At 72.2% G+C, this 23,574-nt stretch carries 15 protein-coding genes and 2 pseudogenes; 9 read left to right on the forward strand and 8 right to left on the reverse strand.

What is annotated here, in order from left to right; translation table 11 throughout:
• Nucleotides 1-112: 112 nt before the first annotated feature.
• From ACZ7DY_RS34125 to ACZ7DY_RS34155, 7 genes are all read left to right on the forward strand, one after another.
• On the forward strand, nt 113-391 hold the full coding sequence (locus ACZ7DY_RS34125; protein WP_471142468.1) for a YlxR family protein: 279 nt from the start codon (nt 113-115) through the stop codon (nt 389-391).
• Nucleotides 392-549: 158 nt separating this feature from the next.
• The gene (gene infB / locus ACZ7DY_RS34130) at nt 550-3,642 is read left to right on the forward strand and encodes a translation initiation factor IF-2 (protein ID WP_471142471.1); all 3,093 of its coding nucleotides are present in this window, start codon (nt 550-552) and stop codon (nt 3,640-3,642) included.
• Between the two features lie 162 nt (nt 3,643-3,804).
• Nucleotides 3,805-4,098 (forward strand): DUF503 domain-containing protein, encoded by a 294-nt coding sequence (locus ACZ7DY_RS34135; protein WP_471142474.1) that lies wholly within the window; start codon nt 3,805-3,807, stop codon nt 4,096-4,098.
• Nucleotides 4,099-4,148: 50 nt separating this feature from the next.
• Nucleotides 4,149-4,613 carry a 30S ribosome-binding factor RbfA gene (gene rbfA, locus ACZ7DY_RS34140; protein WP_471142477.1) on the forward strand — a complete coding sequence of 155 codons (465 nt, stop codon included), beginning with the start codon at nt 4,149-4,151 and terminating at the stop codon, nt 4,611-4,613.
• Nucleotides 4,610-5,518: a tRNA pseudouridine(55) synthase TruB gene (gene truB / locus ACZ7DY_RS34145; RefSeq protein WP_471142480.1), complete on the forward strand. Its 909-nt coding sequence runs from the start codon at nt 4,610-4,612 to the stop codon at nt 5,516-5,518. Before rbfA ends, truB begins: the two co-directional genes overlap by 4 nt.
• Nucleotides 5,519-5,769: 251 nt before the next feature.
• Nucleotides 5,770-9,405, forward strand: coding sequence for a serine protease (locus ACZ7DY_RS34150; RefSeq protein ID WP_471142481.1), 3,636 nt, complete (start codon nt 5,770-5,772; stop codon nt 9,403-9,405).
• A 134-nt stretch (nt 9,406-9,539) separates the two neighbouring features.
• A complete protein-coding gene (locus ACZ7DY_RS34155; protein ID WP_471142484.1) occupies nt 9,540-10,493 on the forward strand; it encodes a bifunctional riboflavin kinase/FAD synthetase in 954 nt (317 codons plus the stop codon).
• A 95-nt stretch (nt 10,494-10,588) separates the two neighbouring features.
• On the opposite strand, the gene ACZ7DY_RS34160 is transcribed toward ACZ7DY_RS34155, so the two are convergent.
• The 8 genes and pseudogenes from ACZ7DY_RS34160 to ACZ7DY_RS34195 all read right to left on the reverse strand — a co-directional run bounded on the left by ACZ7DY_RS34160 (nt 10,589) and on the right by ACZ7DY_RS34195 (nt 21,219).
• Nucleotides 10,589-11,590 carry an ABC transporter ATP-binding protein gene (locus ACZ7DY_RS34160; RefSeq protein WP_471142486.1) on the reverse strand — a complete coding sequence of 334 codons (1,002 nt, stop codon included), beginning with the start codon at nt 11,588-11,590 and terminating at the stop codon, nt 10,589-10,591.
• 29 nt (nt 11,591-11,619) lie between these two features.
• A complete protein-coding gene (locus tag ACZ7DY_RS34165) occupies nt 11,620-12,648 on the reverse strand; it encodes an ABC transporter ATP-binding protein (protein ID WP_471142556.1) in 1,029 nt (342 codons plus the stop codon).
• A 38-nt stretch (nt 12,649-12,686) separates the two neighbouring features.
• On the reverse strand, nt 12,687-13,631 hold the full coding sequence (locus ACZ7DY_RS34170; protein ID WP_471142488.1) for an ABC transporter permease: 945 nt from the start codon (nt 13,629-13,631) through the stop codon (nt 12,687-12,689).
• The gene (locus tag ACZ7DY_RS34175) at nt 13,628-14,722 is read right to left on the reverse strand and encodes an ABC transporter permease (protein WP_471142490.1); all 1,095 of its coding nucleotides are present in this window, start codon (nt 14,720-14,722) and stop codon (nt 13,628-13,630) included. The genes ACZ7DY_RS34170 and ACZ7DY_RS34175 overlap by 4 nt, the downstream gene beginning before the upstream one ends.
• Nucleotides 14,723-14,725: 3 nt before the next feature.
• Nucleotides 14,726-16,624, reverse strand: coding sequence for an ABC transporter substrate-binding protein (locus ACZ7DY_RS34180; protein WP_471142493.1), 1,899 nt, complete (start codon nt 16,622-16,624; stop codon nt 14,726-14,728).
• A 398-nt stretch (nt 16,625-17,022) separates the two neighbouring features.
• Nucleotides 17,023-19,992, reverse strand: a complete 2,970-nt coding sequence (locus tag ACZ7DY_RS34185; RefSeq protein ID WP_471142559.1) for a nucleotide-binding protein — start codon at nt 19,990-19,992, stop codon at nt 17,023-17,025.
• Between the two features lie 387 nt (nt 19,993-20,379).
• Nucleotides 20,380-20,460: pseudogene (locus ACZ7DY_RS34190) on the reverse strand (SCO5717 family growth-regulating ATPase); the annotation flags it as partial.
• 444 nt (nt 20,461-20,904) lie between these two features.
• On the reverse strand, nt 20,905-21,219 hold the full coding sequence (locus ACZ7DY_RS34195) for a DUF397 domain-containing protein (RefSeq protein ID WP_471142495.1): 315 nt from the start codon (nt 21,217-21,219) through the stop codon (nt 20,905-20,907).
• A 299-nt stretch (nt 21,220-21,518) separates the two neighbouring features.
• Here ACZ7DY_RS34195 and eccD point away from each other — a divergent pair.
• Together eccD and rpsO are read left to right on the forward strand one after the other, a co-directional pair.
• Nucleotides 21,519-22,685 (forward strand): annotated as a pseudogene (gene eccD / locus ACZ7DY_RS34200) (type VII secretion integral membrane protein EccD); the annotation flags it as partial.
• A gap of 299 nt (nt 22,686-22,984) precedes the next feature.
• The gene (gene rpsO / locus ACZ7DY_RS34205) at nt 22,985-23,272 is read left to right on the forward strand and encodes a 30S ribosomal protein S15 (protein WP_055568703.1); all 288 of its coding nucleotides are present in this window, start codon (nt 22,985-22,987) and stop codon (nt 23,270-23,272) included.
• Nucleotides 23,273-23,574: the final 302 nt, after the last annotated feature.

Genomic DNA, 23,574 nt, shown 5'->3' on the forward strand with positions numbered 1-23,574 from the left:
TCACGGGAATAAATTCCGGGCGCCCACCGCTTCGATCACGACAGTATGTGGCGAGTAGCCGTTCGATTCTTGCCCCAAAGGGGTGAGGTCGGTGCGGGGAGGTAGACTTAGCGTGTCTGGCCGGACGCATGCCCGCGCATGCCCTGAGCGCACCTGTGTGGGGTGCCGGGAGCGAGCGGCCAAGAGCGAACTGCTGCGCATCGTGGCGAAAGAGGGCGCTTGCGTCCCCGATCCAAGCGGTACGCTGCCCGGCCGGGGTGCCTATGTACACCCCGCCCTGGTCTGTCTGGACCTGGCGGTCCGCCGCCGGGCGTTCCCTCGGGCCTTCCGGGCCCCGGGACCGCTCGACACGGCGGCATTGCGCCGGACTGTCGAGACAGTTGCCCAGTAGGCAACAGCGCAAGACGTGGTTGCACGGAACCCCGTGCGGCCTTGGTATTCCGCGAGTTGGAAGTAGGTCGAGATTGCGATGAGCACTCGATGAGCACGCGATGAGTACGCCCATGAAGTAGCGACGGTCCGGCGTAACCCGGACCTAAAAGGAGCGAAGTGGCTAAGGTCCGGGTATACGAACTCGCCAAGGAGTTCGGGGTAGAGAGCAAGGTCGTCATGGCCAAGCTCACAGAACTCGGTGAATTCGTACGTTCGGCGTCCTCGACGATCGAGGCGCCGGTGGTACGCAAACTGACTGACGCATTCCAGCAGGGCGGCGGCAACGGCAAGTCCGCCGCCAAGCCCGGGGCGCCGCGCAAGCAGGCCGCCCCCAAGCCGCCGACCCCGTCGGCGGCCCCCTCCGCGCAGGCCGCCCGTCCGGGTCCGGCCGCGCCCAAGCCGCCGGCGCCCAAGCCCGCCGCGGCCGAGAAGCCCGCGGCTTCGCCGGCGACCCCGGGCCCGCGCCCGACGCCCGGCCCGAAGCCGCCGGCCCCCAAGCCCGCGCCGGCCTCGCCGGCTCCGGCCGCTCCGGAGTTCACCGCTCCGCCCGCGGCCCCGCAGACCCCGCAGGCCCCCCGTCCGGCCGCTCGCCCGGGTGCCCCGAAGCCGGGTGGCCGTCCGGCCCCCGCTCAGGGCCAGGGCCAGGGTCAGGGCCAGGGCCGTGGTGACCGCGGCGACCGTCAGGGTGCCCCGCGCCCCGGCGGCCAGGGTGGCGCCCCGCGTCCCGGTGGTGCCCGTCCCTCGGGCCCGCGTCCGGGCAACAACCCCTTCACCTCCGGTGGCTCCACCGGCATGGCGCGCCCGCAGGCGCCCCGTCCCGGCGGTGCCCCGCGCCCCGGCGGCCAGGGCGGCCCCGGCGGTGCCCCGCGCCCCGGCGGCCAGGGTGGCCCCGGTGGCGCTCCCCGTCCGCAGGGTCAGGGCGGCGCCCGTCCGACCCCGGGCGGCATGCCTCGTCCGCAGGCTCCGCGTCCCGGCGGCGGTCCCGCCGGTAACCGTCCGAACCCGGGCATGATGCCGCAGCGTCCCGCTGCCGGCCCGCGTCCCGGCGGTGGCCCCGGCGGTGGCCGTGGTCCCGGCGGCGGCGGTCGCCCGGGTGGCGGCGGCGGTCGTCCCGGTGGCGGCGGCTTCGCGGGCCGTCCGGCCGGTCCCGGTGGCGGCGGCGGCTTCGCCGGTCGTCCCGGTGGTCCCGGTGGCGGCGGTGCCGGTCGTCCCGGTGGCGGCGGCGGCTTCGGCGGCCGTCCCGGCTTCGGCGGTCGTCCGGGTGGTCCCGGTGGCCGTGGTGGCACGCAGGGTGCCTTCGGCCGTCCCGGCGGGCCCGCCCGTCGCGGTCGCAAGTCGAAGCGGCAGAGGCGCCAGGAGTACGAGGCCATGCAGGCCCCGTCGGTCGGCGGCGTGATGCTGCCTCGCGGCAACGGCGAGACCGTTCGCCTGTCGCGCGGTGCCTCCCTCACCGACTTCGCCGAGAAGATCAACGCCAACCCGGCGTCGCTCGTCGCGGTGATGATGAACCTCGGCGAGATGGTCACGGCCACGCAGTCCGTCTCCGACGAGACGCTGCAGCTCCTCGGCGACGAGATGAACTACACGGTTCAGATCGTCAGCCCCGAGGAGGAGGACCGCGAGCTGCTCGAGTCGTTCGACATCGAGTTCGGCGAGGACGAGGGCGGCGAAGAGGCCCTCATCGCCCGCCCGCCGGTAGTGACCGTCATGGGTCACGTCGACCACGGAAAGACCCGCCTCCTCGACGCCATCCGCAAGACGAATGTCGTCGCGGGCGAGGCCGGTGGCATCACCCAGCACATCGGTGCCTACCAGGTCGCGACCGAGGTCAACGGCGAAGAGCGCGCCATCACCTTCATCGACACCCCCGGTCACGAGGCGTTCACCGCCATGCGTGCCCGTGGTGCGAAGTCCACCGACATCGCGATCCTCGTGGTCGCGGCGAACGACGGTGTGATGCCGCAGACGATCGAGGCGCTGAACCACGCCAAGGCGGCCGACGTGCCGATCGTGGTCGCGGTCAACAAGATCGACGTCGAGGGTGCCGACCCGACCAAGGTGCGCGGTCAGCTCACCGAGTTCGGTCTGGTGGCCGAGGAGTACGGCGGCGACACGATGTTCGTCGACATCTCCGCGCGCCAGGGCCTCAACATCGAGCAGCTGCTCGAGGCCGTGGTCCTGACCGCTGACGCCTCGCTCGACCTGCGGGCCAACCCGGAGCAGGACGCGCAGGGTATTGCGATCGAGGCCCACCTCGACAAGGGCCGCGGCGCCGTCGCGACCGTCCTCGTCCAGCGCGGTACCCTCCGCGTCGGCGACACGATGGTCGCCGGTGACGCGTACGGCCGAGTCCGCGCGATGCTCGACGACAAGGGCGAGAACGTGGAAGAGGCGGGTCCGTCGACCCCGGTCCTCGTCCTCGGTCTCACCAACGTCCCGGGCGCCGGCGACAACTTCCTGGTCGTCGACGAGGACCGTACGGCCCGTCAGATCGCCGAGAAGCGTGCCGCCCGTGAGCGCAACGCCGCGTTCGCCAAGCGCGTGCGCCGTGTCTCGCTCGAGGACCTGGACAAGGTGCTCAAGGCCGGCGAGATCCAGCAGCTCAACCTCATCATCAAGGGTGACGCTTCCGGTTCCGTCGAGGCCCTCGAGTCCTCGCTGCTCCAGCTGGACGTCGGCGAAGAGGTCGACATCCGCGTCCTGCACCGCGGTGTGGGTGCGGTCACCGAGTCGGACATCGACCTGGCGATGGGCTCCGACGCCATCGTCATCGGCTTCAACGTCCGCGCGGCCGGCCGTGCCGCGCAGATGGCGGAGCGCGAGGGCGTCGACGTCCGCTACTACTCGGTGATCTACCAGGCCATCGAGGAGATCGAGGCGGCCCTCAAGGGCATGCTCAAGCCGGAGTACGAGGAGGTCGAGCTCGGCACCGCGGAGATCCGCGAGGTCTTCCGCTCGTCCAAGCTCGGCAACATCGCGGGTGTCCTCATCCGTTCCGGCGAGGTCAAGCGCAACACCAAGGCCCGCCTGCTGCGCGATGGCAAGGTCATCGCGGAGAGCCTCAACATCGAGGGTCTGCGCCGCTTCAAGGACGACGTCACCGAGATCCGCGAAGGGTTCGAGGGCGGTATCAACCTCGGCAACTTCAACGACATCAAGGTCGACGACGTCATCGCGACGTACGAGATGCGCGAGAAGCCGCGCGGCTGATCGACTGCCTCACCGCAGTCCGATCCGCGTGGTCGGTGTCGGGGCCGGTCGACGGGGAAAATCCCGTCGATCGGCCCCGGCCGTTCCGTGTACGGTTCTGGTGTCCCCGCCAAGTCGTCGGCGGGGCCGCCTACCCCGTACCGGCGGGACATCCGGACACACATGTATGTGGGGACTCTGTCCTTCGATCTGCTCCTCGGCGACGTACATTCGCTGAAGGAGAAACGCTCCGTCGTCCGCCCGATCGTCGCCGAGCTCCAGCGCAAGTTCGCGGTGAGCGCGGCGGAAGTGGGCGATCAGAACCTGCACCGCAGGGCCGAAGTCGGCCTCGCGGTGGTGTCGGGCGACTGGGGCCATCTCACGGACGTACTGGACCGGTGCGAGCGCTTCGTCGCCGCCCGGCCCGAAGTGGAGCTGCTGTCGGTCCGGCGGCGGCTGCACGGCGACGACGATTGAACACAGCAAGACAAGCCCAGGGAATGCCCGGGGATAAGGGAGACGGAGCAGTGGCCGACAACGCGCGGGCGAAAAGGCTGGCGGACCTCATCCGAGAGGTGGTTGCGCAGAAGCTGCAGCGCGGGATCAAGGACCCGCGGCTCGGCACGCACGTGACGATCACGGACACCCGGGTCACCGGTGACCTGCGGGAGGCCACGGTCTTCTACACGGTCTACGGCGACGACGAGGACCGCGCGGCCGCGGCGGCGGGCCTGGAGAGCGCCAAGGGCGTGCTCCGCTCGGCGGTCGGCCAGGCGGCGGGCGTGAAGTTCACGCCGACCCTCGCCTTCGTGGCGGACGCCCTCCCCGACAACGCCCGGGCCATCGAGGACCTCCTCGACAAGGCGCGGATGTCGGACGAGAAGGTGCGGGAGGTCTCCGCGGGCGCCGAGTTCGCGGGCGACGCCGACCCGTACAAGAAGCCCGAGGACGCCGAGGACGCAGACGAGACGGACGGCGACGCCCGCGCATGAGCAAGAGCAGCACCACCACGCCGGACGGCCTCGTCATCGTCGACAAGCCGTCCGGCTTCACTTCGCACGACGTGGTGGCCAAGATGCGGGGGATCGCCAGGACCCGCCGCGTCGGGCACGCCGGCACCCTCGACCCGATGGCGACGGGCGTCCTCGTGCTCGGCGTGGAGCGCGCCACCAAGCTCCTCGGCCATCTGGCGCTGACCGAGAAGGAGTATCTGGGCACCATCCGCCTCGGGCAGAACACGATCACCGACGACGCCGAGGGCGAGATCACCTCGTCCGCCGACGCCTCGGGGATCACCCGTGAGGCGATCGACGCGGGCATCGCCAAGCTCTCCGGCGACATCATGCAGGTGCCGTCGAAGGTCAGCGCCATCAAGATCGACGGCAAGCGTTCCTACGCGCGCGCCCGCAAGGGCGAGGACTTCGAGATCCCCGCCCGGCCCGTGACGATCTCCGCCTTCACGGTGTACGACGTCCGCGAGGCCGTGGCCGAGGACGGCACGCCCGTCCTGGACCTGGTCGTCTCGGTCGTCTGCTCCTCGGGGACGTACATCAGGGCCATCGCCCGCGATCTCGGCGCCGATCTCGGCGTCGGCGGCCACCTGACCGCGCTGCGCCGCACCCGCGTCGGCCCCTACAAGCTGGACGCGGCCAAGACCCTCGACCAGCTCCAGGAGGAGCTGACGGTCATGCCGGTGGCCGAGGCCGCCGGCCGGGCCTTCCCGCGCTGGGACGTGGACGACAGGCGCGGCAGGCTGCTGCTCAACGGCGTCCGCATCGACATGCCCGAGGAGTACGCGGGCGCCGGTGCCGTCGCCGTCTTCGACCCGGAGGGCCGCTTCCTGGTCCTGGCGGAGGAGTCGAGGGGCAAGGCCAAGAGCCTCGCGGTCTTCGCGTAGCACCCCGCCCCGGCGGCTTGCCCGTCGTCTCCCCTTCGCCCCCCTTGTCGCGGAGCGGCGGACCCAGGTCCGCCGCTCCACCGTCCCCCCTCTTAGAGGTGTATCCACCGCCGCACCCCCATTCACCCCTTCGGGCAGGCGCTCGGAGTGAACCGCGGGGTCGGAAGGGGGCGCGTTCGCGTCTCGATCTGTCCCGCTGATCACCCCCGACCTACGGTCGGAAGCACAGGGCATGGTGGGGAGGTTCGAGCATGGCGGGACGCGGCCCGCGGGCCGGGAGCGCAGGGGACGGCGGGGAGCCGGGCGGCCCCGTACTCCCGGCGCCCGACCGGTCCCTGGTGCGGATACGCGATCTCGCAGGCCGCCCGCGGGGCACGGGGTTCGCCGCCGACGAGCACGGCACCGTCATCACCAGCCACGAGGCCGTCGACGGCCTGGCCCGGATCGTGCTGCACGCACCCGGCGACCGCACCTGCGTGGTCTCCGCCGACTCCGTGGTGGCGCTGCCGGAAACCGGCCTCGCCCTCGTGCACAGCCACGGGCTCGCCCTGCCGCCCCTCCCCGTCACCGTGCGGGACACCGTCGAGACCGGCACCTACGTGCGGATCGCCGCCCTCGGCTGGCGCGAGGCACGCGTCCTCGGCTCCGCGGCGGTCACGTACACGGCGACGGACCGCTTCCACCTCGTGGGCGCCGCCCTGGAGCTGGCGATCGGCACCGACGGCGCCGACGCGCTGCGGCTCGGCGGCCAGGCCGCGGGCGGGCCCGTCCTGGACGCCTCCACCGGCGCCGTCCTCGCCGTCCTTGGCACCGCCCTGCTGCCCGCCGCCCCCGGCCCGCCCGGCCAGGAGACCGTCACGCACCGCCCCGCCGGATACGCGGTCAGCCTGCGCGACGCGGCCGCCGCCGACCCGGAAGGACCGCTCGCCGCCCTCCTCGCGCGGAACGCCGCGACCGTCCCCGCCCACGGCAAGGACCTCAACCTCGCGGGCGCGCTCCACCTCACCGCCACTTCGGCGGGCTCCGACGGCCCGGGCGCCCCGCCCCACGAACCGGTCGAACGGCCCGACACGGCACGGGAGTTGGCCGCCTTCACCACCGGAGCCGCCCGGGTCATCGGCCTGGTCGGCGACCCCGGAACGGGACGTACCACGGAACTGGCCGCGCTCGCCGCGCAGCGGACGCGGGGCACCGAGCCCGCCCCCACCCTGTGGCTGCGCGGCGCCGACCTGCAGGGCGCGGACGCGTCCGTGGCCGACGCCGTGGACCGGGCACTCGACCGCGCCGCACGCATCCTCGCCGCCGCCCGGGAGACCCCCGCCGAGCACCTCGGCGACGTCTCGGCGGACCGGGTGGCCCGCCTCGTGCGGGACGCGGGAAGGCCGCTGCTCCTGCTGCTCGACGGGCCCGAGGAAATGCCGCCCGCGCTCGCCCACCGCCTCGACCGGTGGAGCGACGGCACGGCCCGGTGGCTGCGGGAGACGGGGACGCGCCTCGTCGTCGCCTGCCGTGCCGAGTACTGGGAGCAGGCCGGCGCCCACTTCGACGCGGCGACACTGCATGCTGCGGACGACGGCACAGGGCTCCCCGGCCACGTATGCCTGGAGGACCTGCCGGAACCGCAGGCCCGCCACGCCCGTGCGCTGTACGGCATCCCCGACGGCGCGCTCGCCCCCGCCGACGCCCGCCATCCGCTGGCGCTGCGGCTCCTCTCCGAGGTGCGGGCCGCGCTCCCGGACGCCCCGCCGCCGGGCACCCCGGACCGCGAGGAGCTCTTCGGCGCCTACCTCGACCTGCTGTGCCTGCGGGTCGCGGTACGCCTCGCGGCCCCCGCCGGAGTGCGCGGGAGTGCGGTGCGCCGCCTCGCCGCGGTGGTCTCGGGGCAGGTCCACGAGGCGGCGCGGCGCTGTCTCGGGCCCGGCCAGGGCGGACTGGACACCGCCGCCTTCGAGGAGGTCTTCCCCTGGGGGGAGCTGCGGCGGGAGGGCGTCGGAGGGGAGTTCGGCGGCTGTACGGGATGGGCGCCGGCCGTGCTCACGGAGGGGCTGCTCGTGCCCGCGGGCGCCGGCTACCGCTTCGCCCACGAGGAGCTGGCCGACTGGCTCCAGGGGACGCATCTGGACGTGGACGGCGCACTGACGTCACTGGTCCACCGGCACCGGTTCCGGCCCGGCGGCGAGGGGGCGCCGAGGCCCCCGGAGGTCCCGGAGCAGCGGCGGCGTGACCCGGCCGCCCCCGCCCCCGCCCGCCCGCTCCCCGTGCCGCGCCACCGCATCGGCCCCGTGATCCAGGGACTGCTGACGCTGGGCCGCCGCCAGGGCGCCGCCGAGCTCGCCTCCCGTCTGGTCGGCCTGGCCGACGCGCTGGCGGACTTCGCCCGGGAGCGGGACGCGGCCGGGGGAGCGGACGGGGATGGGCCGGACGGGGGTGGGCCGGACGCCGTGGCCGCGGCGGACGACGGCACCGGGGACGCCGCCTGGTGGGCCGCCCACCTGCTGCGCGAGGTGCTGCTGCGGGTCCCCGACGCCTCCCCGTACCTCGCCGTGCTCGAACCGCTCGCCGAGCGCGGGGAGTTCGGGACGCCCTTCTGGCTGACGCTGCCGCTGCGCGCACCCGAGCGGTTCGCGCTGCTTGCCCGGCTCGTCGTGCACGACGGTCCGCCGGGCACCCCGGGCCGCTGCCTCGACGCCGTCGCCGACCTGCTCGTCGCCGACCCGGCCGGCGTCCAGCCGCACCTCGTGCGCTGGTTCGGCGACGAACGGCCCCTGGCCGCCGCGCCCGACGCCACCGTCGCCTCCGCCGCCCAGGCGCTGCTCCACACCCACCGGCACCGGGCCATGGACGAGCTCACCGAGGCCCTCGTCGACCGCGCCCACCCCCGCGCCGACGAGCTGCTCGCCGCCCTCGCCGAGGAGGAGCCCGCCGCGCTCTGCCGCGCGGTCGCCCGCTGGGCCGACGACGAGCGCCCCGACCGCCGCGCCGCGGCCGCCGCCCACGCCCTGCGCACCGCCCCGCACGCCCGCGCGGACGCCGACCGTGAGCTCCTGCGGCACACCGCCTTCGCGCTGCTCGCCCGCCCCGCCGACGACACCCCGCACGGCGCGGCGCTCGCCCTCCTCGTCCGTGACCCGCAGACCCGCTCCCGCTATCTGTGCCAAGCCCTGCTCCGCTTCGCCGTGGGCGACCCGCAGCTGCCCCCGGGCGCTCTCGCCACCGCCTTGGCCACCCACCCCGAGCCGGTGCTCGACGCCTTCCGCGGCCGCCTGCACGCGCCGGGCCCGGTGGCCGAGGACGTCCTGACCGCCCTCGCCGACGTGACCACGCCCGCCCTCGCGCGCCGCGTGGCCACCCTCGTCCAGGACCTCGTCGAGGCCCGCCCCGAAGCGGCCGGACCCGCCGCGGCGTACATCGACCGGCGCCTCGACCAGGGGCCCGGCGTGCGTCCCGTCCTCTTCCCGCTGGTCGCCGGGTTGCTGCACAGCCGCCCAGCCCGGGTGCGGGAGGCCCTCGCGCCCGTGCTCGCCGCGCCCGGCACCGCCGCCTCGCGCGCCCTGCGCGGCGAGCTGCTCGACGTACTGCTCAGCCAGGAGCGGGACCCCGCCGTCCTGGAGAGCGTCCTGCGGGCGGTGGCGCACGGCGCGGGGGAGTGCGGCGAGGCCCGCACCCGCGACCGCGTGCACCGCACCGGACTGCTGCTCGTCCGCACCCCGGAGGGCGCCTCCCGCTTCGACCGGCGGCTGGTCGAACTGGCCCGCGACCGGCCCGGTTTCGCCGCGCTCGTCGCGGGCTGGATCGGCGCGGCGCCGCAGGAGTGGGCCGCAGTGGTCGGACCGAGCGCCCGCCGCACGATCGAGCGCCTCGCGGGCGGCGTCCGGATCCCCGCCTAGCCGCACGAGTGACCCCCGCCACTCCCTCCGGTGCGAGCCGTGACCCGTCGGCATGGCAGTCTTAGTCCTGCGCAATCGGCAATGGGAACGTACAGATGTACGTGACGTATACGGGTTCGGCGAGGAGCAAAGAAGTGCAGCGCTGGCGTGGCTTGGAGGACATCCCCCAGGACTGGGGGCGCAGCGTCGTCACCATCGGTTCCTACGACGGCGTGCACCGCGGTCACCAGCTGATCATCGGGCGTGCCGTGGAGCGGGCGCGGGAGCTCGGCGTGCCCGCCGTGGTCGTCACCTTCGACCCGCACCCCAGCGAGGTGGTGCGGCCCGGCAGTCACCCGCCGCTGCTCGCCCCGCACCACCGGCGCGCCGAGCTGATGGCCGAGCTGGGCGTGGACGCGCTGCTGATCCTGCCCTTCACCACCGAGTTCTCGAAGCTGTCGCCCGCCGACTTCGTCGTCAAGGTCCTCGTCGACAAGCTGCACGCGCGCGTGGTCGTCGAGGGCCCCAACTTCCGCTTCGGCCACAGGGCCGCGGGCGACGTCAACTTCCTGACCGAGCTCGGCGGGACGTACGACTACGACGTCGAGGTCGTCGACCTGTACGTCAGCGGTGCGGCCGGCGGCGGCGAGCCCTTCTCGTCCACCCTGACCCGGCGCCTGGTCGCCGAGGGCGACGTGACGGGCGCCGCGGAGATCCTCGGCCGCCCGCACCGGGTGGAGGGCATCGTCGTGCGCGGCGCCCAGCGCGGCCGTGAGCTGGGCTTCCCCACCGCCAACGTGGAGACGCTGCCGCACACCGCCATTCCCGCCGACGGCGTCTACGCCGGATGGCTGCACGTCGAGGGCGAGGCGATGCCCGCGGCGATCTCGGTCGGCACGAACCCGCAGTTCGACGGGACCGAGCGCACGGTCGAGGCGTACGCGATCGACCGGGTCGGCCTCGACCTCTACGGCCTGCACGTCGCCGTCGACTTCCTCGCCTTCGTGCGGGGACAGGCGAAGTTCGACTCCATCGAGTCGCTGCTGGTGGCGATGGGGGACGACGTGAAGCGGTGCCGGGAGCTCGTCGAGGCGGCGCGGGAGGCCTAGCCGCTGCGGTGGCCGGGCGCTCTTCAGGGGCGCGGGGAACTGCGCGACAAGCCCCCACCGGCGGGCGGCCGCCCAGCGACCCTTCCCGGCACAAGCTAGCGCGTCGCCGCCCAGTGACAGGCAACCTGCGTCCCGCCTCCCCCGCCCAGCAGGGGCAGGTCCACCTCCCGGCACCGCCCCGCGACCCCAGCCCGTTCCGCCTCACCCGAGGCGAGCACCTGGCAGCGCGCGTGGAAGCGGCAGCCACCCGGGATCCGTGACGGGTCCGGCGGCTCACCCGTGAGGACCACCGGGTCGCCGGGCGCCTCCGGCAGGACGGACAACAGGGCCTGGGTGTAAGGGTGCTGAGGCGCCGTCAGCACCTCCTCCACCGTGCCGGTCTCCACGATCCGGCCCAGGTACATCACCGCGACCCGGTCCGCGATGTTCCAGGCGAGACCCAGGTCGTGCGTCACCACCAGTGCGGAGAGCCCGAGTTCGTCGCGGAGGCGGAGCAGCAGGGCGAGGATCTCGCCGCGCACCGAGGCGTCGAGCGAGGCCACCGGCTCGTCGGCGACGATGAGTTCGGGTTCGAGGACCAGTGCGCCCGCGATGACGACGCGCTGGCGCTGGCCGCCGGAGAGCTCGTGCGGGTAGCGCAGGAAGAACCGCTCGGGCGGCCGCAGCCCCGCCCGCGAGAGGGCCTCGCCGACCGCGGCCCGTTCGTCCCCCGGGTACCCGTGGATGCGCAGCCCCTCCGCGACCGCGTCGTACACGGTGTGCCGGGGGTTGAGCGAGCCGCTGGGGTCCTGGAGGACCAGCTGGACCCGTTTGCGGTACGCCTTGAGCGCGCGGCCCGAGTACTCCAGCGGCCTGCCGCCGAACGTCACCCGGCCGGTGGTCGGCGCCACCAGGCCGAGCAGCGAACGGGCCAGCGTCGTCTTGCCGCACCCCGACTCGCCGACCAGGGCCACGATCTCGCCGCCCTTGATGTCCAGGTCGACGCCGTCCACGGCCCGTGCGGTCGGCGCGCCGCGGCGGCCGGGGAAGGCGATGTGCAGGCCGGCGGCGGACAGCAGCGGGCCGTCGCTCTCGCGCGACGTCGTGCCAGTGGTCATGCGCGGTTCCTTCTCGCGAGGGCTCTCGGTCACGGCGTGCGCTCCGCCGTCGCGGGCGCCGACGTGGGCTGGGCCGGCAGCGGCGCGCCCGCGTGGACGCATGCCGCGCGGTGGTGCGGCCCGGCCTCCCGAAGGGCCTGGTCCTGGGTGGCGCAGATGTCCAGGGCGACCGGGCACCGGGGGTGGAACGTGCAGCCCGTCGGCAGGTCGGACGGGTCGGGCGGATCGCCCGCGAGACCGCGCGGCGCGAACCGCGACGCCGCGTCGCCGATGCGCGGGAAGGCCGCGGAGAGGGCCTTTCCGTACGGGTGCCGGGCGTTCTCGTAGACCTCGGTGGCCGGGCCCTCCTCGACGACGCGGCCTGCGTACATCACGGCGAGCCGGTCGCAGGTGTCGGAGAGCACCGCCAGGTCGTGGCTGATCATCATCAGGCCGAGCTCCTGCTCGGCCACCAGCTGTTCGATCAGGCGCAGGATCTGGGCCTGGATCATCACGTCCAGGGCGGTCGTCGGCTCGTCCGCGATGATCAGACGCGGGTCGCAGGCGAGGGCCATCGCGATCATCACGCGCTGGCGCTGGCCGCCGGAGAGCTCGTGCGGGTAGGCCTGCGCGCGCGCCGCGGGCAGCCCCACGTGTTCGAGGAGCTCGCCGACCTTCCGCTGCGCACCCGCCTGCGTCGCCTTCTTGTGCAGCAGGATCGGCTCGGCGATCTGGTCGCCGATGCGGTGAACGGCGTTCAGGGAGTGCATCGCGCCCTGGAAGACGATCGAGGCGCCCGCCCAGCGCACCGCGCGGACCCGCCCCCACTTCATGGCGAGGACGTCCTCGCCGTCGAGCAGGATCTCGCCGGACACCTTCGTGCCGGCGGGCAGGAGGCGCAGCAGGGCCAGCGCCAGCGTGGACTTCCCGCACCCCGACTCGCCGGCGACGCCGAGCTTGTGGCCCGCGTCGACGTGGAGGTTGACGCCGCGGACGGCGGCGGCGCCGTTCGCGTACGTCACCTCGAGGTCCCGCACGTCGAGAAGGCGGGCCCCCTCGGCCCGCGCTGCCTGCTTCAGGTCCTTCTGCGGGTCCTGTACGTCCTTCGGTACGTCGTTCAACGGGAGGCCCCCAGCCTGGGGTTGAGCACGGATTCCACGGCACGGCCGCACAGCGTGAACGCCAGCGCGACGATGGCGATGGCCAGTCCGGGCGGCGCGAGGTACCACCAGTGACCGGCGCTGACCGCGCCCGCCTCACGCGCGTCCTGCAGCAGGCCGCCCCAGGAGACGTTGGTCGGGTCACCGAGGCCGAGGAAGGCGAGCGTGGCCTCGGTGAGGATGGCGCCGGAGATGACCAGCGTGGTCTGGGCGAGGACGAGCGGCATGACGTTGGGCAGCACGTGCCGGGTCATGATGTGGCCGTGGCCGCCGCCGAGCGCCTGGGCGCGCTCGATGTAGGGGCGCGACTCCACCGCGAGGGTCTGGGCGCGGACCAGACGCGCCGTCGTCGGCCAGGTCGTCACGCCGATCGCCAGGATGATCGTCCAGATCGAGCGGGACATCACGGAGGCGAGGGCGATGGCGAGGACCAGCGTCGGCATCACCAGGAACCAGTCGGTGACGCGCATGATGACGGTGGCGTACCAGCCCTTGAAGTGGCCCGCGGTGATGCCGACGAGTGTGCCGATGGCGACCGAGAGGACCGCGGCCAGCAGCCCCACGGAGAGCGAGATGCGCGCGCCCCACACCAGCAGTCCGAGCAGATCGCGCCCGAACTGGTCGGTGCCCAGCGGGAATTCGGCGCTGGGCGACTCCATCGGCTTGCCCGGCGCCTGTGTCACGCTCTGCGCGTCGGAGCCGACGAGCAGCGGCGCGAAGATCGCGGCGAGGGCGATCAGGACGAGCGCGGCGAGGCCGAAGAGCCCGGCCTTGTGCGTACGGTACGCGCGCCAGAAGCGGACGACGGAGTGCCGCCGGCGCGTCCAGGCGAGCGACCGCGCGCTCTTCACGGCGGCCGGCGGAGCGGCCGGCGGCGTGGTCGGTGCGGATTCGGTCGTCATCGGCCCACCCGGGGATCGAGCAGCGGATAGATCACGTCGGCCAGGGTGTTCATCAGGATCACCGCGGTGGAGAAGACGAAGAACAGCCCCTGCACCAGCGGCAGATCGGGCACGCTCAGCGCCTGGTAGAAGAGCCCGCCGAGACCCGGCCAGGAGAAGACGGTCTCGACGAGGATCGCGCCCGCCACCACCGTGCCGAGGTTGACGAACATCAGCGTCACGGTCGGCAGCATGGCGTTCGGCACGGCGTGCCGGCGCCGCACGAGGTCGTCCCGCAGCCCCTTGGCGCGCGCGGTCGTCAGATAGTCGCTGCCCATCTCGTCGAGGAGCGAGGACCGCATGACGAGCAGGGTCTGCGCGTACCCGACGGCGACCAGCGTGATGACGGGGAGCACCATGTGGTGGGCGACGTCGACGACGTACGCGAAGCCGGTCTCGCCCCCGGACTCCAGACCGCCGGTCGGGAACATCCCGGGGATCGGCCCGATCCCCACCGCGAAGGTGATGATCAGGAGCAGCCCCAGCCAGAACGACGGCACGGAGTACAGCGTCAGGGCGAGGCCGGTGTTGAGGCGGTCGCTGAGCCCGCCGTTGCGCCAGGCGGTGCGGGTGCCCAGCCAGATGCCGATGAGCGTGTAGAGGACGTACGCCGTTCCGGTGAGCAGCAGCGTGGCGGGCAGCGCGTTCGTGATCTTGTCCATCACGGGGGCGTGGAACTGGTACGAGGTGCCGAAGTCACCGCTCAGGACATTGCCGGTGTAGTCCCAGAACTGGGCCATGACCGGCTTGTCGAGGCCGAACTCCTTGCGCATCGCCGCCAGTTGCTCGGCCGAGACGCGCTTGCCGCCCGTCATCTGCTTGACGGGGTCGCCGGGGATCAGCCGGAAGAGGAAGAAGCTGGTGACGAGCACGGCGAAGAGCGACACGAGCGCGCCGCCGAGCTTGCCCGCCACGTAGAGGAGGTAGGCGCGGGTGTTGCGGGCGCGCGGCCCGCGGGCCGACGGCGCCCCGGCCTTCGCCGGGTCGCCGTCGGCCCCGGGACCCAGGGGGCCCTCGGTGTCGAGCAGTGCGGGATTGCTGTCAGCGGTCATGCGTTACTCGCGGTCCTCTGCGGTAGAACGGCGGCGCAGGGCGAACAGGACTCCGCCGCCCACGAGCACCACCGCGGCAGCGGCGATACCGATGATGACACCGGTCGAGCTGCCGTCCTTGGAGGAACTCTTCCCCTCCGCGGGCACCGCCGACCACCAGCTCCAATATCCGTCCTGGCCGTAGATGTTCCCGGCGGCCGTCGGCATGGTGGTGATGGACTTGATCTGGTCGGTGCGGTAGGCCTCGACGGCATTCGGATACGCGAGGACGTTCATGTATCCGGAGTCGTACAGCCACGACTGCATCTGCTTGACGATGTCCGCCCGTTTGGCGGGGTCGTACTCGGCCAGTTGCTTGCCGTACAGCTCGTCGAACTTCTTGTCACAGATGAAGTTGTCGGTGGCGGCGCTCTCCTTGGCCTTCACCGGGAGCGCGGCGCAGGTGTGGATGCCGAGCACGAAGTCGGGGTCGGGGTTGACGGACCAGCCGTCGAAGGCGAGGTCGTACTCACCGGCGTACCAGGGCACCGACACGTCGTCGAGGCAGTTGACCTTGAGCCCGATGCCGAGATCGCCCCACCACTCCTTCAGATACTTGCCGACGGCCTTGTCATTGGGGTCCGTGGCGTGGCACAGAATGCGCAGGTCGAGCGGCTTGCCGTCCTTGCCGACGCGCTTGCCGTCACCGTTCTTCTTGTAGCCCGCCTCGTCGAGGAGGCGGGCGGCCCGCTTCGGGTCGTACGTCAGTTCCTGGTCGGCGGAGGGCTTCCAGGCGTAATCGGAGAAGCGCGGCGGGATGTACCCCTGCCCCTTGACCGCGTGCCCCTGGAACACCTTGTCGACGATCGCGTCGCGGTCGACGGAGAGGAAGAGCGCCTGCCGTACCCGCTTGTCGAGCAGCGCAGGATTCCCGTCGCCGAACTTCTTGCCGTCCCTGGTCTTGGCGCCCGGATTGGTGGCGAGGGCGAAGAAGCGGCGTCCCGGCCCCTCGTTGACCTTGATGTTCGCCTCGTTCTTCAACGACGCGGCCTGCGCGGGCGTGAGCGCGGGCTGCCCGGCGACGAAGGACACCTCGCCCTTCCTGAGGGCGGAGACGGCGGCGTCCTGGTCCTTGTACGTCTTGAAGACGAGCTCGTCGAATTTGGCGGGCCCCCGCCAGAAGCTCTTGTTGGCCTTCAGCTTCACGTACTGGTCGACCTTGTAGTCCGTCAGGATGAACGGGCCGTTGCCGACGACGGGGAAGTCCTTGTCGTTGTTGAACTTCGAGATGTCGTCGACCTTCTCCCAGACGTGCTTGGGAACGATCGGCACATCGAGCGCGGCCATCGTGGCCTGCGGTTTCTTCAGCTTGATGACCAGCTCGGTGGGGCTGGGCGCGGTGACCTCCTCGAAGTTGGTGACGAAGTTGGAGTTCGCCGTCGCGGTGCCCTCCTTAGACATCACCTTGTTGAACGTCCACGCGGCGTCCTCGGCGGTGGCGGGCTTGCCGTCCGACCACTTGGAGTCCATGCGGATGGTGTACGTCCAGGTCAGCTTGTCGGCCGACGGCTTCCAGGAGGTGGCGAAGCCGGGGATCGCCTTGTTGTCCTTGGCGTCGTAGTTCGTCAGGTACTCGTACGTCAGCCGGTGGATGCTGGTGCTGAGCAGCCGCTGGGCGAGGAACGGGCTGAGGGAGTCGACGCTCTGCGCCACGGCGACGGTGAGGACCTTCTTGCCCCCGCCGTCCTTGGCGGACGCCTGCTCCGGGGTCGGGTTGAGCGGTGTGGCGAGACCGGCCGTCAGGGTGAACGCGGCGGCACCACCCGCGAGCACGAGCCTCAGGCGGCCGCGGGGACGGGACGGGTGTGCCGCTCTCTTCGGTGCTGCTGATCTGCCGGTGCCGTGCTGATCTTGTGTGTCCATGGGTCGGTGACCTCGCGTCATCGCTCGCGCAGGGATGGCTGGTTGCACGCTGGTTGATCAAGGGACGTCAGCTGGTGGATGAGTGTTTACCAGCGCCGGTCTGCGCGCGTCAACGGCAGGTGAACCCCATGTGGCCTGCGGAAACAACGAGTTGACCGGGATTTCCACCACATTGGTCAAGACCACTGACGCATGGCTGGTGAGGGGGTGACGGAGGGGGAGGGGGGGACGTGACCTGGGGGGTTGACTACCCAGCCCGCTGCTGCTGTGGGCAGGCGTTCCGCACGGCGGAACGGGTGGGCACAGCCCCCGGTGCCGGGTGCGGTGAACGGGGGCGGAAAGGCCGGTGGGCCCGCACCGAGGAACGGTACGGGCCCACTGGGCTGTTGGCGTGACTGTTACTGCTGCTGCTGTTGCTGCTGTTGCTGCTGAGGTGGCGGCGGGGCCTGCTGCGGACCACCGGGCTGGAAGGGCGCCCCCGGCTGGAACGGCGCCCCGGGCTGGACGGGCTGCGGGGCCTGTCCGGGCTGACCGGGTTGCGCGGGCGCGGGCTGACCGGGCTGCGCGGGCTGGCCGGGTTGCGGCTGCGGCATGGGCTGGGCCTGAGGAACCTGCGCCTGAGCCTGCGGAGGCGGGGCGGCCTGCCACCCCTGCTGGGGGTAGGGCTGCTGCCCCGGCTGAGGCTGAGGATGGGGCTGGGGCTGCTGAGGAGAGTACGGCTGAGGCTGCCCCGGATAAGGCTGCGGCGCCTGCGGCTGAGGAACCTGAGGCTGGGGAGCCTGCGGCTGAGGGACCTGCGGCTGAGCCTGCCCCTGCCCCGCCGGCACCTGCCCCCCGTACGGCTGAGGCTGACCACCCCCGACAGCCCCCTGCCCCGGCATCGGGGGAGCCATGTGCGGCGGCGGATTCCCGTCCGACGTCCACAGCCCTTGCTGCTGCTGGGCCCGTACGAAGTCCTCGGCGACCAGCGCCGAGAGGTTGAAGTACGCCTCCCGCACCTTCGGCCGCATCATGTCGAGGTCGACCTCCGCACCGGCGGCGAGATGCTCGTCGAACGGAATGACGACGACGCCCCGGCAGCGGGTCTCGAAGTGCGACACGATGTCGTCGACCTTGATCATCTTGCCGGTCTCGCGCACACCGGAGATGACGGTGAGGGATCGCGAGACGAGGTCGGCGTACCCGTGCGCGGAGAGCCAGTCCAGCGTCGTCGACGCACTGCTCGCCCCGTCCACGGAGGGCGTGGAGATGATGATCAGCTGATCGGCGAGGTCGAGCACCCCGCGCATGGCGCTGTAGAGCAGCCCCGTACCGGAGTCCGTCAGGATGATCGGGTACTGCTTCCCGAGCACATCGATGGCGCGCCGGTAGTCCTCGTCGTTGAAGGTCGTCGACACCGCCGGGTCGACGTCATTGGCGATGATCTCGAGACCGGACGGCGCCTGCGAGGTGAAGCGCCGGATGTCCATGTACGAGTGGATGTACGGGATGGCCTGGACGAGGTCACGAATGGTGGCCCCGGTCTCGCGCCGCACGCGACGGCCGAGCGTACCGGCGTCGGGGTTGGCGTCGATGGCGAGGATCTTGTCCTGCCGCTCGGTGGCGAGCGTGGCGCCCAGCGCGGTGGTGGTGGTCGTCTTGCCCACGCCGCCCTTGAGGCTGATGACGGCGATGCGGTAGCAGGACAGCACCGGAGTCCGGATCAGCTCCAACTTCCGCTGCCGCTCGGCCTCTTCCTTCTTGCCGCCGAGCTTGAACCGCGACCCGCCGCCCGAGGGCCGGCTGCTCTTGGCCTTCGGCTTGGAGTTGCGCAGCAGCCGGTCGGAGGACAGCTCGACGGCGGCGGTGTAACCGAGGGGAGCCCCGGGGTTGGTCCGCTCCCGCTGATCGTGCCGCACAGCCTGCGGCCAGGCGGCACCGGTACGGGGGTCCACGGGGGGCTGGGCCTGCTGCGGCTGCTGCACCTGCTGCGGCTGCTGCGGGGCCTGGGCCTGGGGTTGCTGGGCGGCCTGCTGCGGGAAACCGTAGCCTCCGGCTTGGGCGGGCGGCTGAGCCTGCCCGGGCACCTGAGCCGCATGCGGCTGCGGCTCCTGGGGAGCCGGAGGCTGAGGCGCGGGGGCGTGCGGTGACTGCCCCGGAACCGGCTGACCGGGATACGCGGGCTGCTGACCCTGAGGGACGGGTGGCTGCGGAAACCCGTAACCGGCTCCCTGAGCAGGCGAGTTGGGGGCGACAGGCGCGGCCCCGGACTGCGGGAACCCGTAACCCCCGGGCGAGGCCTCCGCAGCAGGAGCAGGAGCAGGAGCAGGAGCAGGCGCGGGGGCAGCCTCGGCGGCCGGAGCAACCGGCGGCGTGGACGGCGCGGGCCACGCACCAGGCGCCGGCTGCGGAGCCTGCGGCTGAACCGGCGCGGCGGCGGCCGGCTCGACCGAGGGCTGGGCGGTCGGCGGAGCCTGCGTGGTCGCGGGCCACTGAGGCGCCGAAGCAGGCGCCGCGGGCTGGAACGAGGGCGGCAACGGCGGCAGCCCACCCTGCGGCGCGGGCGGAGCCCAGGAGGCCGGCACCGCATCCTGCACGTCGTCGTCGTTGTCGCTGTCGGTGGCGGCAGCGGCAGCGGGCACGGAGTCCTGGGGCGCGGGTGCGGGAGCCTGCGGCTCGGAGGCCTCAGGGGCGGGCTCGTCGGAGGCGGGTGCGGAGTCACGACTCTCGGCATCACCGGACGAACCGACGCCATCGCCACCCTGAGGAGCATCGTCCACGTCAGGGTCACCGTCGGCAGACGAACCAGCGGCAGCCCGCTCCTCGATCTCCCGGATCTCCCGCTTGAGGTCACGAGCGGAGAACCGCATGGTGGCGCCGCTCTCCAGATCACCACCCCCGAAACTGTCGCCTACGGAAGGGTCGGGAGTCTCGGTGGAGAGGGACGCGACAGCAGCCCCGGAGGAGAGCCCGTCACCACCTTCCTCACCCTCACGGTCACCGATACCAGCCTCAACCTCAGCTGCGTCACCGGTCTCACGGTCACCCTCGCTGTCGCCGCCGTCCCGACTCTCGGCCAGCGCATCGACCTCGCTCTTGGGCACAACACCGGTTACGTGCACCGAGGCTGCAGGCCCGGCAAGGGCCCCGCTCCAGTCGGAGGCACCGCTACCCGAGGCCACCGGCGCCTGAGAACCGCCGACGTCCCCGCCGTCGACCTCGGAAGTGTCCTCCGGGACAGCAGGCTGGAACCCACTGCCGACGGGCAGCTTCGGCACCACGCTGGGAACGCCGACGGAAGGCGGCCCCGCAGGAGCCGAAGACTCGGAAGGCGCCACAGGCGGAGCCGACGGACGAGGCGGAGCCGGGGGAGCCGAAAAGGACGGCATGACAGGCGGCTGAGGCACAGAAGGAGACACAGACGCAGACGCACCCGAACCGTCATCACCCGCACCAGAGCCCACAACACCGCTCTCGTCCGAAGCGGGAGCAACGGAACGCAAGGCCCCCGAGGACGTTCCAGCGGCCGGCTCCGACCCAGACGTACCGGAGACAGGCGACCCGGAGGCAGACGAACCGACGGAAGACAACCCGGAGGTCGACGAACCCGAGGCAGGCGTACCGGAGGCAGGCGCACCCGGAACGGAAGGAGTGGTGGTGGCCGGCGTAGAGACGGGCGGCGCCGAAGGCGTCTCACCCGCACTGCCGGAGGCGTTCGACGCGTTCTGCGTGTACCAGGCGGGCGGCGCATAGTCGATGGTGAACTCGCCCGTCGTCTCGGCAGCGGACTCCGCGTCGGACTGATCATCGACGGGTGAATCCCAGCCCCCGCGGATCTCGTCCCGATCGCTGTTCACAATGCCTCCTGGTGTGGTCGAGCACCCTCGTGCCGTGGTGGGGGGCGACCGTTCCTGTCGTCCGATCCGCCTGGCTCTCCCCGTTGAGGGACGCGCACGAACCGCTCAAGGGTTCTGGCGTCGCGCCCGGTCCCAGCCTAATCACCAAAACCTCGAGCACGGCAGGTCCGTCCACCCCGCCGATGCTGTCCATTGCGTCACGCCCCACCCAGGAGCGATCCCCATACATCAAACCGTGCCGGACAAAACGCCCAACACATGACACTGCGCCCCGAATTGACCCGCCACCACGGGCCTCGGTCCCTCTGCCGAGCGGTACCCAACAATCCGGTCTCGGCCTCGAACGACAGACGAGAGGAGGGGTGTGCAGGACGCTCGCCACGTCCCGCACACCCCTCGCTCCACAGTCTTCCCGCGGCCGCTGTCCCGCGGCCACGCCCCGACTCAGCCGGCCGCACCCGCCCCGTCCGCCGGCATGCCACCATTCCGCGGCGTCGGTTCAAGGTCGAACTCCCCGTCCCGTGCCCCGAGTACAAAGGCCTGCCACTCCGCCTCCGTGTACCGCAGCACGGTCCCCGGGTCCAGCGAAGACCGCATCGCAACGGCACCTCCCGGCAGATACGCGATCTCGACGCGCTCCTCTGCCTCTTCCGTGCCGGGAGCGCAGTGCCACTCGACACCGGAGATGTCGAGGGCGTAGAGCTCGTCCTTCTCCCGCTCCTTACGCGCCTTGACGTCCTCGCCCTGTTCCTCGCCCATGACGACCGGCCCCTTCCCGACGTACGAACCAACCTGCGGTTCAGCCTACTTGGCGAGGTGGGGGCGAGGTGGGGAGAGCGACGGAGCGGCTGCGGCCGATCCCGATCCACACATGTCCGGTGCGCTCCGGCGCGGTCCCACCTCCGCGCTTGCCACTGTCCGTCGGCACGGCTTCACGCTCGTAACGGGCAGCGGTCCGCGGGTTGCCGGCCCCACTGGGTATTCGTACGTCGTTCGCGACCCCCGGCAGGTCTGCGCGTGAGGGTGAACTTGGCGCCGGCACCCCGCGCGAAGGTCCGATCGCCACCGCCGTGCTGCAGGACCGCAGACTGTGGAGAGACGCCCTGCTGCGCGGCGCCGGGCTGAGCGGGAGCTTCCTGGTCCTCCTCCTGATGGCCTTCGTGCTCTGGTACGCCGACCCCGTGCGCCACGACACGCACGGCCTGCCGGGCATCCTCGCGGGCGGTGTGGGCCTGCTCCTCACCGCCTTCGCCGGGGTGCGCGTGCGGGTCTACGAGGACCGTGCCGCCGGCGCGGTCCTGGGTCTCGCCGCCCTGCCGCTCCTCCTCGTCGCCGGCTCGGGGATCATCGCGCCGGACGCGGGGGAGGGGCCCGGCCGGCTGCAGTTCCTGCTCGGTTGCGTCACCGTGCTCGTGGCGTCGGTCCTGCTCGTCGTCGTCGCTCCGGGGAGCGACGCCCCCTTCGTGGCCGCCACGTTCCTGGCGGGGGTCGGCGCCCTGGCGACCTTCGTCGCGATCATCACCGAGGCCACGCCGGCGGACGCCGCCGCCGTCACCGCGCCGGTGACCATCGCCCTCGTGGCGTTCCTGCCGGGACTGTCCGCCCGGTTCGCCAGGCTGCCCGTCGGCTACGCCTCGCCGCGCAGCTCCGTGCAGGAGGACTTCGACGCCGACCTGAACCCGTCGGCCGACCCCGGCCCCCTCGACGCGGCCCGCATCGCCGCCCAGGCGCGGCGCGGTCACGAGTTGCTGCTCGGCCTGGTCGCAGGATCGGCCTCCGTCGTCGTGGGATCGGCCGTCGTCCTCGGCTTCTCGGGGGACGTCTGGGCACAGCTCCTGGCGCTCGCCGCGGGGCTTGCGATGCTGCTGCGGGCCCGCCTCTTCCGCTACACCTCGCAGGTCGTCTGCGCGCTCGTGGCGGGCATCGCCGCCATCGCCCTCCTGCTCGCCGGTCTCGCCCTGAATCCGCCGACCGAAGCCCTGCGGGAGCTGGTCCTCCACGGCGACCGCGGCCCCCTGGAGCTGCGTGCGGTCTGGCTCACGGCCGCCATCGCGCTGGGATGCGCCCTGCTGACGGCCATCGCCTTGATCATTCCGACGAAGGGGCTCTCCCCTTTCTGGGGCCGTTTCCTCGACCTCACGGAATCGGCGATACTGCTCTCCCTGGTCCCGCTGTGCCTCGCCGTGCTCGACGTCTACGGCGCCGCGCGCTCCCTGACCAGCTGAGCGGGTCTCCCTTAAGGGGGAGGGGAGCGGCCGGGCGAGTCTTCCCGTAGGGCACCCGCCCCCGGCAAACCCCCCACAAGCCGACTGGTACCCTGTGTAACGACCGCCTGTCTGCGCACCCCCGGATCCCCCAGGGAACCGGACCCCCGGCCCTTGCCCGTCAAGGAACCGGCCCCGGCCCCGCCAAGGACCCGGACCCGCGCCCGGCGGCCCATCCCGGCCTCCCGAGTCACGGAAGCTCCCCTGAGATGTAGACCAGGGGCACTCGGAGGCACTCGAAGACATCACGAGGAGTACGCGTGTCGCTCGACGCCGCTACGAAGAAGCAGATCATGACCGAGTTCGGCCAGAAGGAGGGCGACACCGGCTCCCCCGAGGTTCAGGTGGCGCTGCTCTCTCGCCGCATCTCGGACCTGACCGAGCACCTCAAGACCCACAAGCACGACCACCACTCGCGTCGTGGTCTGCTGATCCTGGTCGGTCAGCGCCGCCGTCTGCTGCAGTACCTGGCCAAGAAGGACATCCAGCGCTTCCGTGCCCTGGTCGAGCGCCTGGGCATCCGCCGCGGTGCGGCGGGCGCGAAGTAAGACGTCGTGAAGGGAGCGGTTCCCACTCGAGGCACTCGAAGTGGGCCGCTCCCTTTGCTGTACATGCACATTGCTGCATGTACATGCGCTTTGCTGTACATGCGCGCTGTCACCGGCGCTTTGTAGTCTGGTGATGAACCCCGTCCCCGCGGGTAGGGAAGAAGACGCCCCCGGGGACACAGAGCACCACCCCGACGAGGGAGAGGCGCACCCAGCCGCCGCCGGTCCTCGGTAGTGGCCCCCGGGACATCCCGGGTGCTTCGATCGAAGACCGGCCCGCACACACGGCGCGCTTCTCCACA

This window comes from Streptomyces sp. NPDC037013, assembly GCF_055607265.1.

Coding starts and splice junctions, on each gene's coding strand:
- ACZ7DY_RS34150 (WP_471142481.1), top strand. CDS start 5,770: ATGGCGGGACGCGGCCCGCGGGCCGGGAGCGCAGGGGACGGCGGGGAG.
- ACZ7DY_RS34185 (WP_471142559.1), bottom strand. CDS start 19,992: ATGCCGTCCTTTTCGGCTCCCCCGGCTCCGCCTCGTCCGTCGGCTCCG.
- ACZ7DY_RS34135 (WP_471142474.1), top strand. CDS start 3,805: ATGTATGTGGGGACTCTGTCCTTCGATCTGCTCCTCGGCGACGTACAT.
- truB (WP_471142480.1), top strand. CDS start 4,610: ATGAGCAAGAGCAGCACCACCACGCCGGACGGCCTCGTCATCGTCGAC.
- ACZ7DY_RS34160 (WP_471142486.1), bottom strand. CDS start 11,590: ATGACCACTGGCACGACGTCGCGCGAGAGCGACGGCCCGCTGCTGTCC.
- ACZ7DY_RS34175 (WP_471142490.1), bottom strand. CDS start 14,722: ATGACCGCTGACAGCAATCCCGCACTGCTCGACACCGAGGGCCCCCTG.
- ACZ7DY_RS34170 (WP_471142488.1), bottom strand. CDS start 13,631: ATGACGACCGAATCCGCACCGACCACGCCGCCGGCCGCTCCGCCGGCC.
- ACZ7DY_RS34195 (WP_471142495.1), bottom strand. CDS start 21,219: ATGGGCGAGGAACAGGGCGAGGACGTCAAGGCGCGTAAGGAGCGGGAG.
- ACZ7DY_RS34180 (WP_471142493.1), bottom strand. CDS start 16,624: ATGGACACACAAGATCAGCACGGCACCGGCAGATCAGCAGCACCGAAG.